Annotated in this window: 14 protein-coding genes and 1 tRNA gene; 14 read left to right on the forward strand and 1 reads right to left on the reverse strand. The window is 56.8% G+C overall.

The window, feature by feature from the left end:
• Both Z945_RS0106240 and Z945_RS0106245 read left to right on the forward strand, forming a co-directional pair.
• Positions 1-552: EF-Tu C-terminal domain-related protein (locus Z945_RS0106240; RefSeq protein ID WP_025051248.1), on the forward strand; the 552-nt coding region annotated here is incomplete at its 5' end.
• Positions 553-760: 208 nt separating this feature from the next.
• Entirely contained in the window at positions 761-1,420 is a 660-nt protein-coding gene (locus tag Z945_RS0106245; protein WP_025051249.1) for a CatB-related O-acetyltransferase, read from the forward strand.
• Positions 1,421-1,808: 388 nt separating this feature from the next.
• Here Z945_RS0106245 and Z945_RS0106250 read toward each other — a convergent pair whose 3' ends face one another.
• Positions 1,809-2,303 carry a ferritin-like domain-containing protein gene (locus Z945_RS0106250; RefSeq protein ID WP_025051250.1) on the reverse strand — a complete coding sequence of 165 codons (495 nt, stop codon included), beginning with the start codon at positions 2,301-2,303 and terminating at the stop codon, positions 1,809-1,811.
• 134 nt (positions 2,304-2,437) lie between these two features.
• Here Z945_RS0106250 and Z945_RS0106255 point away from each other — a divergent pair.
• From Z945_RS0106255 to rpoC, 12 genes are all read left to right on the forward strand, one after another.
• Positions 2,438-2,513: transfer RNA gene (locus tag Z945_RS0106255), tRNA-Trp, on the forward strand.
• Between the two features lie 154 nt (positions 2,514-2,667).
• Entirely contained in the window at positions 2,668-3,345 is a 678-nt protein-coding gene (locus Z945_RS0106260) for a hypothetical protein (RefSeq protein ID WP_025051251.1), read from the forward strand.
• Positions 3,346-3,433: 88 nt separating this feature from the next.
• Positions 3,434-3,631 (forward strand): preprotein translocase subunit SecE, encoded by a 198-nt coding sequence (gene secE / locus Z945_RS0106265; protein WP_025051252.1) that lies wholly within the window; start codon positions 3,434-3,436, stop codon positions 3,629-3,631.
• 200 nt (positions 3,632-3,831) lie between these two features.
• Positions 3,832-4,365, forward strand: a complete 534-nt coding sequence (gene nusG / locus Z945_RS0106270) for a transcription termination/antitermination protein NusG (RefSeq protein ID WP_025051253.1) — start codon at positions 3,832-3,834, stop codon at positions 4,363-4,365.
• A 256-nt stretch (positions 4,366-4,621) separates the two neighbouring features.
• Positions 4,622-5,473 (forward strand): DUF4394 domain-containing protein, encoded by an 852-nt coding sequence (locus Z945_RS0106275; RefSeq protein ID WP_025051254.1) that lies wholly within the window; start codon positions 4,622-4,624, stop codon positions 5,471-5,473.
• Between the two features lie 268 nt (positions 5,474-5,741).
• Positions 5,742-6,167 (forward strand): 50S ribosomal protein L11, encoded by a 426-nt coding sequence (gene rplK / locus Z945_RS0106280; protein WP_025051255.1) that lies wholly within the window; start codon positions 5,742-5,744, stop codon positions 6,165-6,167.
• Between the two features lies 1 nt (position 6,168).
• Positions 6,169-6,867: a 50S ribosomal protein L1 gene (gene rplA / locus Z945_RS0106285; protein ID WP_025051256.1), complete on the forward strand. Its 699-nt coding sequence runs from the start codon at positions 6,169-6,171 to the stop codon at positions 6,865-6,867.
• A 101-nt stretch (positions 6,868-6,968) separates the two neighbouring features.
• A complete protein-coding gene (locus Z945_RS0106290; protein ID WP_025051257.1) occupies positions 6,969-7,358 on the forward strand; it encodes a DoxX family protein in 390 nt (129 codons plus the stop codon).
• Between the two features lie 339 nt (positions 7,359-7,697).
• Positions 7,698-8,210 (forward strand): 50S ribosomal protein L10, encoded by a 513-nt coding sequence (gene rplJ, locus Z945_RS0106295; RefSeq protein ID WP_025051258.1) that lies wholly within the window; start codon positions 7,698-7,700, stop codon positions 8,208-8,210.
• A 71-nt stretch (positions 8,211-8,281) separates the two neighbouring features.
• The gene (gene rplL / locus Z945_RS0106300; RefSeq protein WP_025051259.1) at positions 8,282-8,656 is read left to right on the forward strand and encodes a 50S ribosomal protein L7/L12; all 375 of its coding nucleotides are present in this window, start codon (positions 8,282-8,284) and stop codon (positions 8,654-8,656) included.
• Positions 8,657-8,943: 287 nt separating this feature from the next.
• Positions 8,944-13,083, forward strand: a complete 4,140-nt coding sequence (rpoB, locus tag Z945_RS0106305) for a DNA-directed RNA polymerase subunit beta (RefSeq protein ID WP_025051260.1) — start codon at positions 8,944-8,946, stop codon at positions 13,081-13,083.
• Positions 13,084-13,155: 72 nt separating this feature from the next.
• Entirely contained in the window at positions 13,156-17,406 is a 4,251-nt protein-coding gene (rpoC, locus tag Z945_RS0106310) for a DNA-directed RNA polymerase subunit beta' (RefSeq protein ID WP_025051261.1), read from the forward strand.
• The last annotated feature ends 206 nt before the right edge of the window (positions 17,407-17,612 follow it).

Below are 17,612 nucleotides of genomic sequence, written 5' to 3' on the forward strand. Positions count from 1 at the left end.
CTGATGCCTGTGGAAGACGTGTTCTCGATCTCCGGCCGTGGTACGGTTGTGACCGGCCGTGTCGAGCGTGGCGTGATCAACGTGGGCGACGAAATCGAAATCGTGGGTATCCGCGACACCAAGAAGACCACATGTACCGGCGTGGAAATGTTCCGCAAGCTGCTGGACCGTGGTGAAGCGGGCGACAACATCGGCGCTCTGCTGCGTGGTGTGGACCGTGAAGGTGTTGAGCGTGGCCAGGTGCTGTGTAAGCCCGGCTCCGTGAACCCGCACACGAAGTTCGAAGCCGAAGCCTATATCCTGACCAAGGAAGAGGGTGGCCGTCACACGCCGTTCTTTGCGAACTACCGTCCACAGTTCTACTTCCGGACAACAGACGTCACCGGCACCGTTCAGCTGCCCGAGGGCACTGAAATGGTGATGCCTGGCGACAACCTGAAGTTCGACGTAGAGCTGATCGCGCCCATCGCGATGGAGCAGGGCCTGCGCTTCGCGATCCGCGAAGGTGGCCGGACTGTCGGCGCGGGCGTGGTTTCCAAAATCACCGAGTGATTTGAGAAACACACCGCGTGGGCGGCACGGGGTGGCTGGCGACATTGGCCAAGGCCAATGCACCGGGAATCCCCCGCCGCAACACCCGGTTGCTACTGAGAAACAAAGGCCGCTCCATCCGGGGCGGCCTTTTTGCATTGCATCCTGTCTTCATACCTAGCCAAGCCGCATGCTAGAAGGGCGTAAGCAAACGGAAAGGGATCACAGAATGTCAGACAGCTCGTTTCCCGATCCGCAGGTCAGGCACCCCATTGTGACTGCCGACGGCACGCCGCATGCGGGCACTGTGTTTCTTTCGGCGGTCCTGGACCACCCGCGCATTGAAGTCGGCGTTTACAGCTACGCCAGCGCGCACCAGGCGCCCTCAAATTGGGCCGCGCATTTGGCCCCCTATCTTTATGACTTCAGCCCGGAGCGGTTGCTGATTGGCAAGTTCTGTCAGATCGCGGATGGCGTGACCTTTGTGACGGCCTCGGCCAATCACCGATATGACGGTGTTTCGAGTTTTCCCTTCGCGGTCTTCGGCAGCGGTCCGATTGAGGGCCGTGCCTCTATGCCGGAACCTGGGCCGGATACGATAATTGGCCACGATGTCTGGATCGGGCAAGGCGCGCGTATTTTGCCCGGTGCGGTGCTTGGGAATGGGGTGATTGTCGGGGCCGGTGCAGTGGTCAGCGGGCAGGTGCCAGCCTATAGTATTGTCGCCGGAAACCCGGCTCGGGTCGTGCGGTCCCGTTTCAACGCGGCAGATGTCGCGCGCCTGAACATCATTGCCTGGTGGGACTGGCCGATTGCGAAAATACTTGAGTATGAACCCCTGATCAGCGGGACAGATGTAACTGCGTTAGAGGCAGTTTCGGCGGAATAACGGGCGGTTGGCCTTAGCTTGCCGTAACCTCTAGTACAGCTGAGCGCGTAGCGCCTGCGAGTGAGCTTTGGAACGATCTATGCCTTCTGACAGCTGACGAAATATGCGCAATTACAGTGCTCAAACTTTTACGTGAAGTCTGTTGTTAACTGCCTAAGTTCATTAACCGTTTTGGCTTATGCTTCATATTTGTCGGAGGACAGGAGATAGATCGCGGGAACCTAATAGCGCGGATCGATCAAAGCGATTCTCCGTCAGTAAATTGTACTTTTGTTCAAGCACGTCGTAACGACGTTTCGGTTCATCTCGACAAGATGCCGGATGAACAGCCAAAAAAGCCCCCGCGTTTTGCGGGAGCTTTTTGATAGGCGTTCGAGCCAAGGAGCGTTTACGCAGCGCGTTTGTTGATGCCGCCTGTGGCGATTTCGGTCATGCGGCGATCACCGTCGTATGTCTCATCCAGCTGTGCTTTCAAAATGGCGGCATCTTCGTTTAGACCCAACCGGTTGGCGAAAGCCACCAAGCAACCGTACCCGGCGAGAGCGTAGTGCACCATGCGCTGATACTGCGTGATCGCCATCGCGTCTCGGGTAGCGTCGCCGCCGAAGTCGGCGTCTATGACATGCGCGTGGACTTCCTTTACGAGGCCCTCCATCCCTTTGCAGTGCTCGCCTTCGGGATCAATGTCATGGGTGGCACAAAGAGATTTCAGCTTGTCCATGCCAGTTGCGATACCATTGGAACCGGCGATCAAAGCTTCGCTGAGTTCTTTGTCAGACGCGGCGCGGCCCAATTCTGTCGTTGCGTCCAAAGACTGTTTGCAAGCGCTGTAGAGGTCTTGAAGTTGGTCTTTGTATACGTCTTCGAGTGAGTTAAGTGTCATGTTTTATCTCCTATTCGCGTTCAGTCGCGTTGGGGAAAGAACCGCTCAACTGCGCTAATGTTCCTGAAAAATGCATCAGGGCGCGATCTGCTCTTGATCGTGGGGGCATTTGCGACTACCCAACCCATCGGCATAGGGGTTTAGCTCAGTTGGTAGAGCATCGGTCTCCAAAACCGAGGGTCGTGGGTTCGAGTCCCTCAGCCCCTGCCACTTTCCACCATATTTGGTATTGCGTCGCGCCTGAGTGGGCTCGCCTGAGGCGCGCTGGATAGATGGCATTTATCACATTCTGGCCATATTCCCGCCGCGAATGGGTCTGAAACTTTCGTTACTCCAAGTTGAAAAAGAGCCGAGAGAAACGAAGATGCCGACAGAGATGCAGAGCAATCAGAAGAAGAATGGGACAGCCCGGCCTGTGTCCGAGCTTGATCCGCAGTCGCTTGCAGCCATCCGCGGGTTGCTGGAGGCGGAGCCGCCCGTCACCGCGCAGCCGGTGGCCGAGCGACAGGCAGAGCAGGCGGCCCGTGGCATGCCGGACGACACGCCACCGACTCGCCGCGAGCAGCCCGTGCCAAGCCGCACGGCGGAGCAGGTCGCAAGCCCCGTCAACAAGCCTGCCAAGGCAACCACGACGTCTGGAATCAAATCTTCGCTCACGTCCTACCGTCCAACTCCCAAGCATATTGCATTGGCTGGCTTTGCTCTGCTCGTCCTCTTCCGGCCCTGGTTGGTCGTCGGTCTGCTGTTTCTGAGCCTCTTTGTAATGGTGGGCGTATTTCTCATTCTCGGCTATGACGGGTTCTGGCGTCGTGCGATGGGTCTGGCCCGTTGGTATGCCAAACGCCGTCCGAGCCGCGCCGCTGAACTGCATCGCAAGCTCGACAATTTTGCCATGAAATGGGATGCGATTCTGGATCGCTTTCCCGAAGGTTCGGTGGATGGATTGTACCTGCCTGATTTCGGTGATTTGGCCACAGCCGATGCGCGCCATGACAAAGCCTTGGACCGTCGGTTTGCCGATATGCAAAGCAGCGACGCCTGACCGGCAAGAGGGCAGGCCGCTGATCAGTCTTGAAACCCTAGCCCACTGCGGTTAGATGCGCGGTACAGGCATTAGGTAGGACAACAACATGGCGATGACCAATCCACTTCAGTTTATCCAGCAGGTGCGTGCTGAGGTTGGCAAAGTTGTCTGGCCTACACGACGCGAAGTGATGTTGACCACAATCATGGTCTTTATCCTCGCGGCTTTGACTGCAGTGTTCTTTGCCATCGTCGATATCATCATCCGCAGCGGCCTTCAGGGCCTGCTTGGGATGTTTGGCTAACCCACTTTGTGGGAGGCTACCGGGCCAAAAAGCCATAGACAGGCTTGAATCCTGATCGCCCAGCCGTTATTGCCCAATCCAGACCTGATGAGGCGTGCGGCGAATCGAGCCCGCGCGCCCTTTTTTATTCAGGTGGAATCACAGGATCAGATGGCAGGGCAGTTGGCCCCGCGCATCGCAAGCAGGGACAAGAAATTCACATGGCAAAGCGTTGGTATTCGGTCAGTGTCCTGTCCAATTTCGAGAAAAAGATCGCCGAGCAGATCCGCACCAATGTGGAAGAGCACGGGTTGGAAGACCAGATTGACGAGGTTTTGGTGCCGACCGAAGAGGTCATCGAAATCCGTCGCGGCAAGAAGGTTACAACTGAGCGCCGCTTCATGCCGGGCTATGTGCTGGTGCACATGGAAATGTCCGACCAGGGCTACCACCTGATCAACTCGATCAACCGCGTTACTGGTTTTCTGGGCCCTCAAGGGCGTCCGATGCCAATGCGCGATGCAGAGGTGCAGGGCATCCTTGGCCGTGTGCAGGAAGGCGAAGACGCGCCACGCACGCTTATCCACTTTGAAGTGGGCGAGAAGGTTAAGGTTGGCGACGGTCCGTTTGAAGACTTCGACGGCATGATCGAAGAAGTCGACGACGAGGCGCAGCGCCTAAAAGTGTCCGTGTCGATCTTTGGTCGCGAGACTCCGGTAGAGCTGGAGTTCACTCAGGTGATCAAACAAAGCTGACGCGAAAGCAAACAGCCCGGAGGGGATGTTTGGTGTGACAAAAAAAGGTAGGGTTTCCTGCCTTTTTTATTGGTCCTCGGGTGCCTTGTAGTTGTCATGTGGCAGGCTGCTTTTATCGCAAAGTCGCAAAGGTGAACGCCAGTCACAGGGCGATCTTTGGCAATACCGTCACTTTGCATGAAACTCTTCGCTGTCTGGCAACGTTGTTGCATCAATCAGGCGGGCACACCGCACGCCGTCAGACACGGAGACTACAATGCACAAGCACATTTTTGCAGCAGTTCTTGCCACCACCGCTCTTACCGCACCGGCCTTTGCTGATGGACATGCGGGCACCATGGGATACGCACTAGCTAACGATGGTGCGACGCTGGTGACAATGGCGAGCATCGCAGCACCGGGAGATGCGGAGACTTTTCCGCTCGAGACCCCATTGCGTGCGATCGCCTATCGTCCGGTCACAGGTCAGCTGCTTGGCTTTGCGAATGGCTCGATCTTCGAGATTGACGCAACATCGGGTGCCCTGACCGATCTGGGTGCCACATTCATGGAAGATGCCACGATTGGCGAGGGTCCTGTCGCGTTTGATTTTAACAACGCGATTGATGCCGTGCGTGCGGTCGGTGCGGATGGGAGCAATCTGGTCTACTTCCCCGACGGCTTCGGTAATGGCGACGAGCGGGCCAATTCCGTCCGCCGCTTTACAGATGCGTTCTATGTTGATGGCGATGCGTCTGCCGGTGCAGAGCCACGTATCTTCGCCAACGCCTATACCAATGCGATCTCTGGTGCGACGGCAGGATCAACGGCGCAATACGCCATCGATGCCGAAGCCGACGCGCTGGTGACCTTGGCTAATAATGCAGGCGAGCTTGCGACTGTTGGCGCTTTGACTGTTGATGGAGAGGCTGTGGACGTTACCGAAGCTGGCGGTTTTGACATTGTGTCGCCTGAAGAAGGGTCAGACATGGCCTATGCGGTTTTGCAGATTGAGGGACAGGACAGCGCGGGACTCTATGCTGTTGATCTGTCCACCGGCGCACTGACCAGCCTTGCTGATCTGGGCATGGGCGGTTTTTCAGGCTTTGCGGTGTCGCAGGGCATGTAAATAGTCCGCACCGTAAAATGCGGTGCGGAGAAATCCTTTACACTATCGCTCTTCCTGTCGCCGGGCCGGGGGAGCGTTTTTCGTTTTGCTTCTGTGACCAGCTTGCTCAACGCTCTTGCATTGTTTCCCTTCTGTCTATACCTCCCCCCAATCGCCCGCAAAGGCGATTCACCATAGTGGGAGGCGCGCGTGCCGCGGCACGCAGACCAGACCACGCAACACATGGCTCAAGGGTCGCGACCCGAGAGCGTTGAAAAGGAGAAGGCCAATGGCCAAGAAACTCGTCGGTACGATGAAGTTGCAGATTAAAGCGGGGCAAGCCAACCCGTCCCCGCCCGTCGGTCCAGCATTGGGTCAGCGCGGCATCAACATCATGGAATTCTGTAAGGCGTTCAACGCCAAGACAGCGGACCTGGAGCCGGGCGCACCTTGCCCGACCGTGATCAGCTACTATCAGGACAAGTCCTTCAACATGGACATCAAGACGCCACCTGCGTCCTACTACCTGAAAAAAGCGGCCAAGATCAACTCTGGTGCCAAGACGCCATCGCGCGAAACCGTGGGCACAGTCACCGCCAAGCAGCTGCGTGAGATCGCAGAAGCTAAGATGGTCGATCTGTCCGCCAACGATGTTGAGCAGGCCATGAAAATCATTCTGGGCTCTGCCCGGTCTATGGGCATTGAGGTGAAGTAAGATGGCAAAACTTGGAAAACGCACCGCTGCGGCCCGTGAAGCATTCGCAGGCAAAGAAGATGTGACCGTCGAAGAAGCGGTTGCACTGATCAAAGCCAACTCGAAGGTCAAGTTCGACGAGACCATCGAGATTGCGATGAACCTTGGCGTTGACCCACGTCACGCAGACCAGATGGTCCGCGGTGTGGTGGGCCTGCCGAACGGTACAGGCAAAACGATGCGCGTTGCTGTGTTCGCACGCGGTCCGAAAGCCGAAGAGGCGCAGGCTGCTGGTGCCGACATTGTTGGCGCAGAAGACCTGATGGAAACGGTTCAGTCCGGCAAGATCGACTTTGATCGTTGCATCGCGACACCTGACATGATGCCTATCGTGGGTCGTCTGGGCAAAGTTCTTGGCCCACGCAACCTGATGCCGAACCCCAAGGTCGGCACGGTGACGATGGATATCAAAGAAGCCGTTGAAGCCGCCAAAGGTGGCCAGGTGCAGTTCAAAGCCGAAAAAGGTGGCGTTGTTCACGCGGGCATCGGCAAACTGTCCTTTGACGAAGCCAAGTTGGTTGAAAACGTACGCGCCTTTGTTGGTGCCGTTGCCAAAGCCAAGCCGGCAGGCTCCAAAGGTACCTATATGAAAAAGATCAACCTGAGCTCCACAATGGGCCCAGGCGTATCTGTGGCCGTGGATAACGCTGCTGCGGAGTGAATTTTTCGCTGATGAAATTAGGAAGGGCTGCGAGAAATCGCGGCCCTTTTTCGTTTGTAGCGGGGGCCGGATCGGCAAGCCGCGCTAAGGGGGATGCCGGAATGAAGCGTTCATATGATGCCGCACCGGACCCGTTCGCGCTCTGGCTCAACCGGGTGGGGCGGTTCCTGTTGGCCGCCTTGTTCATCTTGGGCGCGTTACAAAAGATCGTAGACCCCGCGCCGGTTATGGAGATGTTGGGAAGTATTGGCGTGCCCGAACAGGCGGTATGGCTGGTGGCCCTGTTCAACTTTGCGGCAGGGGTGGCGCTGATCTTGGGGTTTGCGCTGCGGCCGTTGACGTTGACGCTTGCCCTTTACTGTATGGCGACCAGTTATTTCCACTTCCTGCCTGATGATCCGTGGCAAATGTCGATCGTCGTGAAAAACTGGGCTATCGCCGGGGGCTTGTTGTGCCTTGCAGGGCAGCCGCAACATGCCGCCCACGTATAGGATCATTGACTGAGCCCGCCAGACGTGCATGATGATGCTTGGTCACCTTTGGATAGAAAACAGGGGTTGGCACTTCCCGCTCAAGCCGTTAATCCACACAGCAAGCATGTGAGCGCGATTCGTCGCGCTTTTGTGCTTTTCGTCCGAGACGGTGGGTGAGGGGGTTATTTCCTCATAATTCCTGCCTGAGACGGGAGTGGTAGAATTTCTTCGGATGCGCCCTTTGTGGCTCTCCGCAGTGACACGCGCCGAACCCCGTAAGGACCCGAAATGTCGGGACACTACTTGTCTCGGCAAAAATGAGCCGGAGGGGCAACCCTCCCTTACTGGAGTGAAACTGTGGATAGAGCACAAAAAGAACAGTTGGTCGACGAACTCGGCCAGATCTTTGAAAGCTCTGGCGTCGTTGTGGTATCTCACTACGTCGGTTTGACAGTTGCTGAAATGCAGGACCTTCGCGCGCGTGCTCGTGACGCAGGCGGGGCCGTGCGTGTTGCCAAGAACAGGCTCGCCAAGATCGCCCTTGAGGGAAAGTCATGCGCAAGCATCGCCGACCTTCTGACGGGTATGACCGTTCTGACCTATTCTGAGGATCCTGTGGCTGCGGCCAGGGTTGCTCAGGAGTTCGCCAAGGAAAACGACAAGTTCGTGATCTTGGGCGGTGCTATGGGTGAGAACGCTCTGGACGTCGCCGGTGTTGAATCCGTGTCCAAGATGCCTTCGCGGGAGGAGCTTATCTCCACCATCGCGGGTATGCTGGGCGCACCTGCATCCAACATCGCCGGGGCCATTGGCGCACCTGCAAGCAACATTGCATCCATCCTGTCCACGATCGAGGACAAGGCTGCTTAAGGCATATCGTCAAGCTGGCGTGTTGAAACAACACGTTGGAACACACATATTGTTAACGGAAAGAGCTAAACATGGCTGATCTGAAGAAACTGGCAGAAGAGATCGTTGGTCTGACACTGCTTGAAGCACAAGAACTGAAGACAATCCTCAAGGATGAGTACGGCATCGAGCCCGCCGCTGGTGGCGCTGTGATGATGGCTGGTCCTGCTGACGGTGCCGGTGGCGCTGCAGAAGAGAAAACCGAATTTGACGTCGTTCTGAAGAACGCGGGCGCATCCAAGATCAACGTGATCAAGGAAGTGCGCGGCATCACCGGTCTTGGCCTGAAAGAAGCCAAGGATCTGGTCGAAGCTGGCGGCAAAATCAAGGAAGGCGTCGACAAAGCCGAAGCCGAAGACGTCAAAGCGAAGCTGGAAGCAGCTGGCGCGGAAGTCGAGCTGGCCTAAGCCGGACGATCAGGGGCACGTTTTCTTTTGAGGAAAACGGACCGGACTTTTCGACAAAGTCCGCTGTTCCCGTAGAAAATTTTGGCTGGACGGGGAGGAATCCTTGTCCAGCCAAACCTGTCTTGAAAGGTGCTTTGCGAACCAAAGCATCCTTCTGGAAAGGTCCAAAGGTCGGAAGGCGTGCGGTGGGACGCATGCCAGCATAGACCGGATTGATCCGCTCTGATGAACGCACCGCGGCCCCGGCGGTGGCGTTCAGGCAAGAGATACGAAAGGTATTACGACACATGGCACAAACCTTCCTTGGCCAGAAGCGTCTCCGTAAATATTATGGCAAAATCCGCGAAGTGCTGGAAATGCCGAACCTGATTGAGGTTCAAAAATCTTCCTACGACCTGTTCCTGAACTCCGGCGATGCCGAGACGCCCACCGATGGTGATGGCATTCAGGGCGTTTTCCAATCGGTTTTCCCGATCAAGGATTTCAACGAAACCTCTATTCTCGAGTACGTCAAGTACGAGCTTGAAAAGCCCAAGTACGACGTTGAGGAATGCCAGCAACGCGACATGACATACAGCGCGCCGCTTAAGGTGACCCTCCGTCTGATCGTGTTCGAAGTGGACGAGGACACCGGCGCGAAGTCCGTTAAGGATATCAAGGAACAAGACGTGTTCATGGGCGACATGCCTCTGATGACGCCGAACGGCACGTTCATCGTGAACGGCACCGAGCGTGTGATCGTTTCCCAGATGCACCGCTCTCCCGGCGTGTTCTTTGACCACGACAAAGGCAAGACCCACTCTTCGGGCAAGCTTCTCTTCGCCTGCCGCATTATCCCGTATCGCGGCTCTTGGCTGGACTTTGAATTCGACGCCAAGGACATCGTCTTTGCGCGGATTGACCGCCGCCGCAAACTGCCTGTGACCACCCTGCTTTATGCGCTGGGGCTGGACCAGGAAGCGATCATGGACGCCTATTACAACACGGTGACCTACACGCTGCAGAAGAAGAAGGGCTGGGTTGCACCGTTCTTCCCTGACCGCGTGCGGGGCACGCGACCGACCTATGATATCGTTGATGCAAAATCTGGCGAAGTCCTGTTCGAGCAGGGCAAGAAAGTCACGCCTCGCGCTGTGAAGCAGCTGATTGATGCGGGCGAAGTGACCGAACTGCTCCTGCCTTTCGATCACATTCAGGGCAAGTTTGTCGCTAAGGACATCATCAACGAAGAAACCGGCGCGATCTATGTCGAGGCTGGTGACGAGCTTACGCTTGAGTACGACAAGGACGGCGATCTGATCGGCGGCACGGCCAAGGAATTGGTTGATGCGGGCATTACCGAGATCCCGCTGTTGGACATCGATAACGTCAATGTCGGCCCCTACATGCGCAACACCATGGCGAACGACAAGAACATGAACCGCGACACCGCGCTCATGGACATTTACCGCGTCATGCGTCCTGGCGAGCCGCCCACCGTTGAGGCCGCGTCGAACCTGTTCGACACGCTGTTCTTTGATTCAGAGCGCTATGACCTCTCTGCCGTTGGTCGTGTGAAAATGAACATGCGCCTTGATTTGGATGCCGAAGACACGCAGCGCACTCTGCGCCGCGAAGACATCGTCGCCTGTATCAAAGCATTGGTTGATCTGCGCGATGGCCGCGGTGACATCGACGACATTGACCACCTTGGTAACCGTCGCGTGCGGTCCGTTGGTGAGCTGATGGAAAACCAGTACCGCGTTGGCCTGCTGCGCATGGAGCGTGCGATCAAGGAGCGGATGTCGTCCGTCGAGATCGACACGGTTATGCCGCAAGACTTGATCAACGCAAAACCAGCCGCTGCTGCGGTACGTGAATTCTTCGGCTCTTCTCAGCTGTCGCAGTTCATGGACCAAACCAACCCGCTGTCCGAGGTTACGCACAAGCGTCGCCTCTCCGCGCTTGGACCTGGCGGTCTGACACGTGAGCGTGCGGGCTTTGAGGTACGCGACGTACACCCGACCCACTATGGCCGGATGTGTCCGATTGAAACGCCGGAAGGTCCGAACATTGGTCTGATCAACTCGCTTGCGACCTTCGCCCGCGTGAACAAATACGGCTTTATTGAAACGCCTTACCGCGTGGTCAAGGACAGCACCGTCACGGACGAAGTGCACTATATGTCCGCGACCGAAGAAATGCGTCATACGGTGGCGCAGGCGAACGCATCGCTGGATGTGAACGGCAAGTTCACCAACGAGATGGTGAACACACGCCGCTCCGGTGATTATACGCTCGCACCTACCGAAAGCGTTGATCTGATTGACGTATCGCCCAAGCAGTTGGTCTCTGTTGCGGCCTCGCTCATTCCGTTCCTTGAGAACGATGACGCCAACCGTGCTTTGATGGGATCGAACATGCAACGTCAGGCGGTGCCATTGCTGCAAGCGGAAGCTCCGCTGGTCGGCACAGGTATCGAAGAAGTTGTGGCACGGGATTCCGGTGCGGCCTACATGGCGAAACGTGCCGGTGTCATCGACCAAGTCGATGCGTCGCGGATCGTTATCCGCGCGACCGAAGACCTTGAGTTGGGCGACGCGGGTGTGGATATCTACCGCATGCGCAAATTCCAGCGCTCCAACCAGAACACCTGCATTAACCAGCGTCCGCTGGTGCGTGTGGGCGAGACGGTGACAAAGGGTCAGGTGATTGCCGATGGTCCGTCCACGGACATGGGTGAGCTGGCGCTTGGCAAAAACGTGGTTGTCGCGTTTATGCCTTGGAACGGTTACAACTACGAAGACTCCATCCTGATCTCCGAGCGGGTTTCCCGTGACGACGTCTTCACCTCGATCCACATCGAGGAATTCGAAGTCGCTGCACGTGACACAAAGCTGGGGCCTGAGGAAATCACACGCGATATTCCGAACGTCGGTGAAGAAGCGCTGCGCAACCTCGACGAGGCGGGCATCGTCTACATCGGCGCGGACGTTGAGCCGGGCGATATTCTGGTCGGCAAGATCACACCAAAAGGCGAAAGCCCGATGACGCCGGAAGAGAAGCTCTTGCGCGCCATCTTTGGTGAGAAAGCGTCTGACGTGCGTGACACCTCCCTTCGGGTGAAGCCGGGTGATTTTGGTACGGTCGTAGAAGTGCGCGTCTTTAACCGCCATGGTGTGGAAAAAGACGAGCGTGCGCTGCAGATCGAGCGGGAAGAAGTCGAACGTCTGGCACGTGACCGCGATGATGAGATGGCTATTCTGGACCGGAACATCTTTGCGCGTCTGCGCGATATGATCGTGGGTAAGGTTGCGGTGAAAGGTCCGAAAGGCGTTTCTCCGAACAGCCAGATCACCGATGATATGCTGGACAACGTTCTGACCCGTGGTCAGTGGTGGCAGCTTGCCCTCGAAGACGAGGACGACGCAAAAATCGTCGAGGCGTTGAACGAGCAGTACGAGATCCAGAAGCGGACCTTGGATGCACGTTTCGACGACAAAGTCGAAAAAGTGCGCCGTGGTGATGATCTGCCTCCGGGTGTGATGAAGATGGTCAAAGTGTTCGTCGCGGTGAAACGCAAGCTGCAACCGGGCGACAAGATGGCCGGCCGTCACGGCAACAAAGGTGTTATTTCCAAAGTTGTACCGATGGAAGATATGCCGTTCCTTGCGGACGGTACGCCGGTCGATTTCTGTCTGAACCCACTTGGTGTGCCATCGCGTATGAACGTCGGTCAGATTCTTGAGACGCACATGGGCTGGGCCGCACGCGGTCTGGGCCTGAACGTCGACGAGGCGCTGCAAGAGTACAAACGCTCGGGCGATCTGACACCGGTCCGCGAAGCGATGAGCATTGCGTACGGCGAAGATGTGTATGCCGAAGGTCTGGAAGGCATGGATGAGGACACATTGTTGGAAGCAGCTGGCAATGTCACACGCGGTGTGCCGATTGCGACGCCGGTTTTCGACGGTGCCAAGGAGCTGGACGTGAACGATGCGCTGACACGCGCGGGCTTTGACACATCCGGCCAGTCGGTTCTGTTTGATGGCCGCACGGGCGAGCAGTTTGCCCGCCCTGTGACAGTCGGCGTCAAGTATCTGCTGAAACTGCACCACCTTGTGGACGACAAAATCCACGCGCGCTCGACTGGTCCATACTCGCTGGTCACCCAGCAGCCATTGGGCGGTAAGGCGCAGTTCGGTGGTCAGCGCTTTGGTGAGATGGAGGTCTGGGCTCTTGAGGCGTATGGCGCTGCATACACCCTGCAGGAAATGCTGACTGTGAAATCGGATGACGTCGCGGGCCGGACCAAGGTCTATGAAAGCATCGTCAAGGGCGAGGATAACTTCGAAGCGGGTATTCCGGAGAGCTTTAACGTTCTCGTTAAGGAAGTGCGCGGCCTCGGCCTGAATATGGAACTCCTGGATGCGGAGGAAGATGAGTAACGCCAAAACTCATCTAGGCGGGTTGGGCAATCTTGCCCGATCCGCGCCTCCCCCCAATTCAAGGATTTGAAAATGAACCAGGAACTGACAAACAACCCGTTCAACCCCGTCGCTCCGATGAAGACGTTCGACGAGATCAAGGTTTCCTTGGCCTCGCCAGAGCGTATCTTGTCGTGGTCGTTCGGTGAGATCAAGAAGCCAGAAACCATCAACTACCGGACGTTCAAGCCTGAGCGTGACGGCCTGTTCTGTGCGCGTATCTTTGGCCCGATCAAAGACTATGAATGTCTGTGCGGCAAATACAAGCGCATGAAGTATCGTGGCGTTGTCTGCGAAAAATGTGGTGTCGAAGTCACGCTACAAAAGGTTCGCCGCGAGCGGATGGGCCACATCGAGCTGGCGTCGCCGGTCGCGCACATCTGGTTCCTGAAATCACTGCCGTCCCGGATCGGTCTCATGCTCGACATGACACTGCGTGATCTGGAACGTGTGCTGTATTTCGAAAACTACGTCGTAATTGAGCCGGGCCTTACGGACCTCACCTACGGTCAGATGATGACCGAAGAAGAGTATATGGATGCGCAGGATGCCTTTGGCATGGATGCCTTCACCGCCAACATCGGTGCCGAAGCGATCCGCGAGATGCTTGCCGCGATTGATCTGGAGGCCGAGGCCGACCAGCTGCGCGAAGAGCTGAAAGAAGCTACAGGCGAGTTGAAGCCTAAGAAGATCATCAAGCGCCTGAAGGTGGTTGAGTCCTTCCTTGAATCCGGCAACCGCCCCGAGTGGATGGTTCTGACCGTGATCCCCGTGATCCCGCCAGAACTGCGCCCATTGGTGCCGCTGGACGGCGGTCGCTTCGCGACGTCTGACCTCAACGACCTCTATCGTCGTGTGATCAACCGGAACAACCGTCTGAAGCGTCTGATCGAGTTGCGTGCGCCCGATATCATCGTGCGTAACGAAAAGCGGATGTTGCAGGAATCTGTCGATGCCTTGTTCGACAACGGCCGTCGCGGTCGTGTGATTACGGGTGCTAACAAGCGTCCGCTGAAATCACTGTCCGACATGCTGAAGGGTAAGCAGGGTCGTTTCCGTCAAAACCTTTTGGGTAAGCGCGTCGACTTCTCTGGCCGTTCTGTGATTGTGACGGGTCCAGAACTAAAGCTGCATCAATGCGGTTTGCCGAAAAAGATGGCTCTCGAACTGTTCAAGCCGTTTATCTACAGTCGGCTTGAAGCCAAAGGCCTGTCTTCCACAGTGAAGCAGGCCAAGAAGCTGGTCGAAAAAGAACGTCCAGAAGTCTGGGATATCCTCGACGAAGTTATCCGCGAGCACCCTGTCATGCTGAACCGTGCGCCTACGCTGCACCGTCTTGGCATTCAGGCGTTTGAGCCGGTTCTGATTGAAGGTAAAGCGATCCAGCTGCACCCGCTGGTTTGTTCCGCCTTTAACGCGGACTTTGACGGTGACCAGATGGCGGTTCACGTGCCGCTGTCGCTTGAAGCACAGCTTGAAGCGCGCGTTCTGATGATGTCCACGAACAACGTTCTATCGCCTGCAAACGGCGCACCGATCATTGTTCCTTCGCAGGATATGATCTTGGGCCTGTATTACACCACGCTTGAGCGTGAAGGTATGAAGGGCGAAGGCAAAGTATTCGGTACCGTCGACGAAGTGCAACACGCACTCGACGCGGGCGAAGTACACTTGCACTCCAAGATCAAGGCGCGGATCAAGCAGATCGACAACGAAGGCAACGAAGTGCTGGTGCGCTTTGACACAACGCCCGGCCGTGTCCGTCTGGGTGCGATGCTGCCGCTGAATGCGAAAGCACCATTCGATCTGGTCAACCGCTTGCTGCGTAAGAAAGAAGTGCAGCAGGTCATTGATACGGTCTACCGCTACTGTGGTCAGAAAGAATCCGTCATCTTCTGTGATCAGATCATGACAATGGGTTTCCGCGAAGCCTTCAAGGCCGGTATTTCCTTCGGTAAGGACGACATGCTGATCCCTGACAGCAAATGGCCGCTGGTTGAAGAAACGCGTGAGCAGGTGAAGGACTTTGAACAGCAGTACATGGATGGCCTGATCACTCAGGGTGAAAAGTACAACAAAGTTGTCGACGCCTGGTCGAAGTGTAACGACAAGGTCACCGACGCGATGATGGGTTCGATCTCCGCTGAGAAGCGGGACGAGAGCGGTGCCGAAATGGAGCCGAACTCGGTTTACATGATGGCCCACTCCGGTGCGCGTGGTTCTGTCACGCAGATGAAGCAGTTGGGCGGTATGCGCGGCCTGATGGCCAAGCCGAACGGCGACATCATCGAGACACCGATCATATCGAACTTTAAAGAAGGTCTGACCGTTCTCGAGTACTTCAACTCTACCCACGGTGCCCGTAAGGGTCTGTCGGATACGGCTTTGAAGACTGCGAACTCCGGTTACCTGACACGTCGTCTGGTGGACGTGGCGCAGGATTGCATCGTGCGTATGCACGACTGTGGCACCGACATGGCGATTACTGCAGAAGCAGCTGTGAACGACGGTGAGGTTGTTTCCTCATTGGCGGAGCGTCTGTTGGGCCGTGTGATTGCCGACGACATCACTGTGCCGGGCACGGATGAAGTCATCGCGACAGCCGGGACCATTATCGACGAACGTCTGGCAGATCTCATTGACGAGGCCGCGGTGCAGTCCACACGCATCCGCTCCCCTCTGACCTGTGAGGCCGAAGAGGGCGTTTGTGCCATGTGCTATGGTCGTGACCTTGCTCGCGGTACGCTGGTGAACCAAGGTGAAGCGGTGGGTATCATCGCGGCGCAGTCGATTGGTGAGCCGGGTACACAGCTGACGATGCGGACATTCCACATCGGCGGCGTTGCCCAGGGTGGCCAGCAGTCATTCCTCGAAGCATCGCAGGAAGGCAAAATCGTGTTTGAAAACGCCATGACCCTTGAGAACGCCGAAGGCGGGATCATGGTGATGGGCCGGAACATGAAGATGTTGATCGTCGGCGAAGACGGTGTCGAGCGGGCCAGTCACAAGATCGGTTATGGTACGACATTGTTCGTCAAGGATGGCGATACCGTTGCACGGGGTGACAAGCTCTTTGAGTGGGATCCCTATACGCTGCCGATCATCGCCGAGAAGTCGGGTATGACCAAGTTCGTGGACCTAGTGTCCGGGATCGCGGTCAAGGACGAGACGGACGATGCGACAGGCATGACACAGAAGATCGTGATCGACTGGCGTGCTGCACCTAAAGGCAACGAGCTGAAGCCAGAGATCATTCTGGTGGGTGAAGACGGCGAGCCGATGCGCAACGACGCGGGCAACCCTGTCACTTATCCGATGTCCGTGGATGCGGTTCTGTCCGTTGAAGATCAGACGGAGGTGAAGGCCGGCGACATCATCGCGCGTATCCCGCGTGAAGGTGCCAAGACCAAGGACATCACCGGTGGTCTGCCACGGGTTGCGGAACTCTTTGAGGCGCGTCGCCCCAAGGATCACGCGATCATCGCGGAAATCGACGGTTATGTGCGCTTCGGCAAGGACTATAAAAACAAGCGCCGTATCGCGATTGAGTCCTCGGATGATGCGGATCACAAGGTCGAGTACATGGTGCCCAAGGGCAAGCACATCCCGGTTGCGGAAGGTGATTTTGTCCAGAAGGGTGACTACATCATGGACGGTAACCCAGCGCCGCATGACATCCTTGCGATTATGGGTGTCGAGGCCTTGGCTGACTATATGATCGACGAAGTGCAGGACGTGTACCGCCTGCAGGGTGTGAAGATCAACGACAAGCACATCGAAGTGATCGTGCGCCAGATGCTGCAAAAGTGGGAGATCCAGGAGAGCGGAGACACCACGCTGCTGAAGGGCGAGCACGTCGACAAGCAGGAGTTCGATCAGGCCAACGAAAAGGCGCTTTCCAAAGGTGGCCGTGTCGCCAAGGGCGAGCCGATCCTGTTGGGCATCACCAAGGCGTCCTTGCAGACACGTTCGTTCATCTCGGCGGCATCCTTCCAGGAAACCACGCGGGTTCTGACCGAAGCATCGGTTCAGGGCAAGCGCGACAAACTGGTTGGTCTGAAAGAGAACGTCATCGTGGGTCGTTTGATCCCTGCGGGTACAGGTGGTGCGACCATGCAAATGCGCAAGGTGGCATCCGATCGTGACAACGTGGTCATCGAAGCACGCCGCGAAGAAGCGGAAGCTGCAGCGGCCCTCGCGGCACCAGTGGCTGAAGAGCAGAACGATGTTGTCGGTGGCGACGTATTCAACTCGCCCGTCTTTGACGAGGAAAGCCGCGATTGATCTCGCACTGATCTCTTTATGAACAAAAGCCCCCGCAGCCGATTGGTTGCGGGGGCTTTTTCGTGCGGTGGGGCAACTCTATCGGCCTTCTTGGCCGCGTACACCAATGCTCTGACCCGCTTAGCCCGCTTGATGGCAATCACCGGAAATATGACGGTTTGGTGCGATGCCCCTGACCGCAATAGCGCTTTGGCAGAAATGCTCTA

The organism is Sulfitobacter noctilucae (genome assembly GCF_000622365.1).
In the GTDB taxonomy this organism is placed as follows: Bacteria; Pseudomonadota; Alphaproteobacteria; order Rhodobacterales; family Rhodobacteraceae; genus Sulfitobacter; species Sulfitobacter noctilucae.

Excerpts from the sequence above, each read along its gene's own strand:
- rplL (WP_025051259.1), top strand. The coding sequence starts at position 8,282 with ATGGCTGATCTGAAGAAACTGGCAGAAGAGATCGTTGGTCTGACACTG.
- Z945_RS0106250 (WP_025051250.1), bottom strand. The coding sequence starts at position 2,303 with ATGACACTTAACTCACTCGAAGACGTATACAAAGACCAACTTCAAGAC.
- secE (WP_025051252.1), top strand. The coding sequence starts at position 3,434 with ATGGCGATGACCAATCCACTTCAGTTTATCCAGCAGGTGCGTGCTGAG.
- Z945_RS0106290 (WP_025051257.1), top strand. The coding sequence starts at position 6,969 with ATGAAGCGTTCATATGATGCCGCACCGGACCCGTTCGCGCTCTGGCTC.
- Z945_RS0106275 (WP_025051254.1), top strand. The coding sequence starts at position 4,622 with ATGCACAAGCACATTTTTGCAGCAGTTCTTGCCACCACCGCTCTTACC.
- rpoC (WP_025051261.1), top strand. The coding sequence starts at position 13,156 with ATGAACCAGGAACTGACAAACAACCCGTTCAACCCCGTCGCTCCGATG.
- rplA (WP_025051256.1), top strand. The coding sequence starts at position 6,169 with ATGGCAAAACTTGGAAAACGCACCGCTGCGGCCCGTGAAGCATTCGCA.
- Z945_RS0106260 (WP_025051251.1), top strand. The coding sequence starts at position 2,668 with ATGCCGACAGAGATGCAGAGCAATCAGAAGAAGAATGGGACAGCCCGG.
- nusG (WP_025051253.1), top strand. The coding sequence starts at position 3,832 with ATGGCAAAGCGTTGGTATTCGGTCAGTGTCCTGTCCAATTTCGAGAAA.
- rpoB (WP_025051260.1), top strand. The coding sequence starts at position 8,944 with ATGGCACAAACCTTCCTTGGCCAGAAGCGTCTCCGTAAATATTATGGC.
- Z945_RS0106245 (WP_025051249.1), top strand. The coding sequence starts at position 761 with ATGTCAGACAGCTCGTTTCCCGATCCGCAGGTCAGGCACCCCATTGTG.
- rplK (WP_025051255.1), top strand. The coding sequence starts at position 5,742 with ATGGCCAAGAAACTCGTCGGTACGATGAAGTTGCAGATTAAAGCGGGG.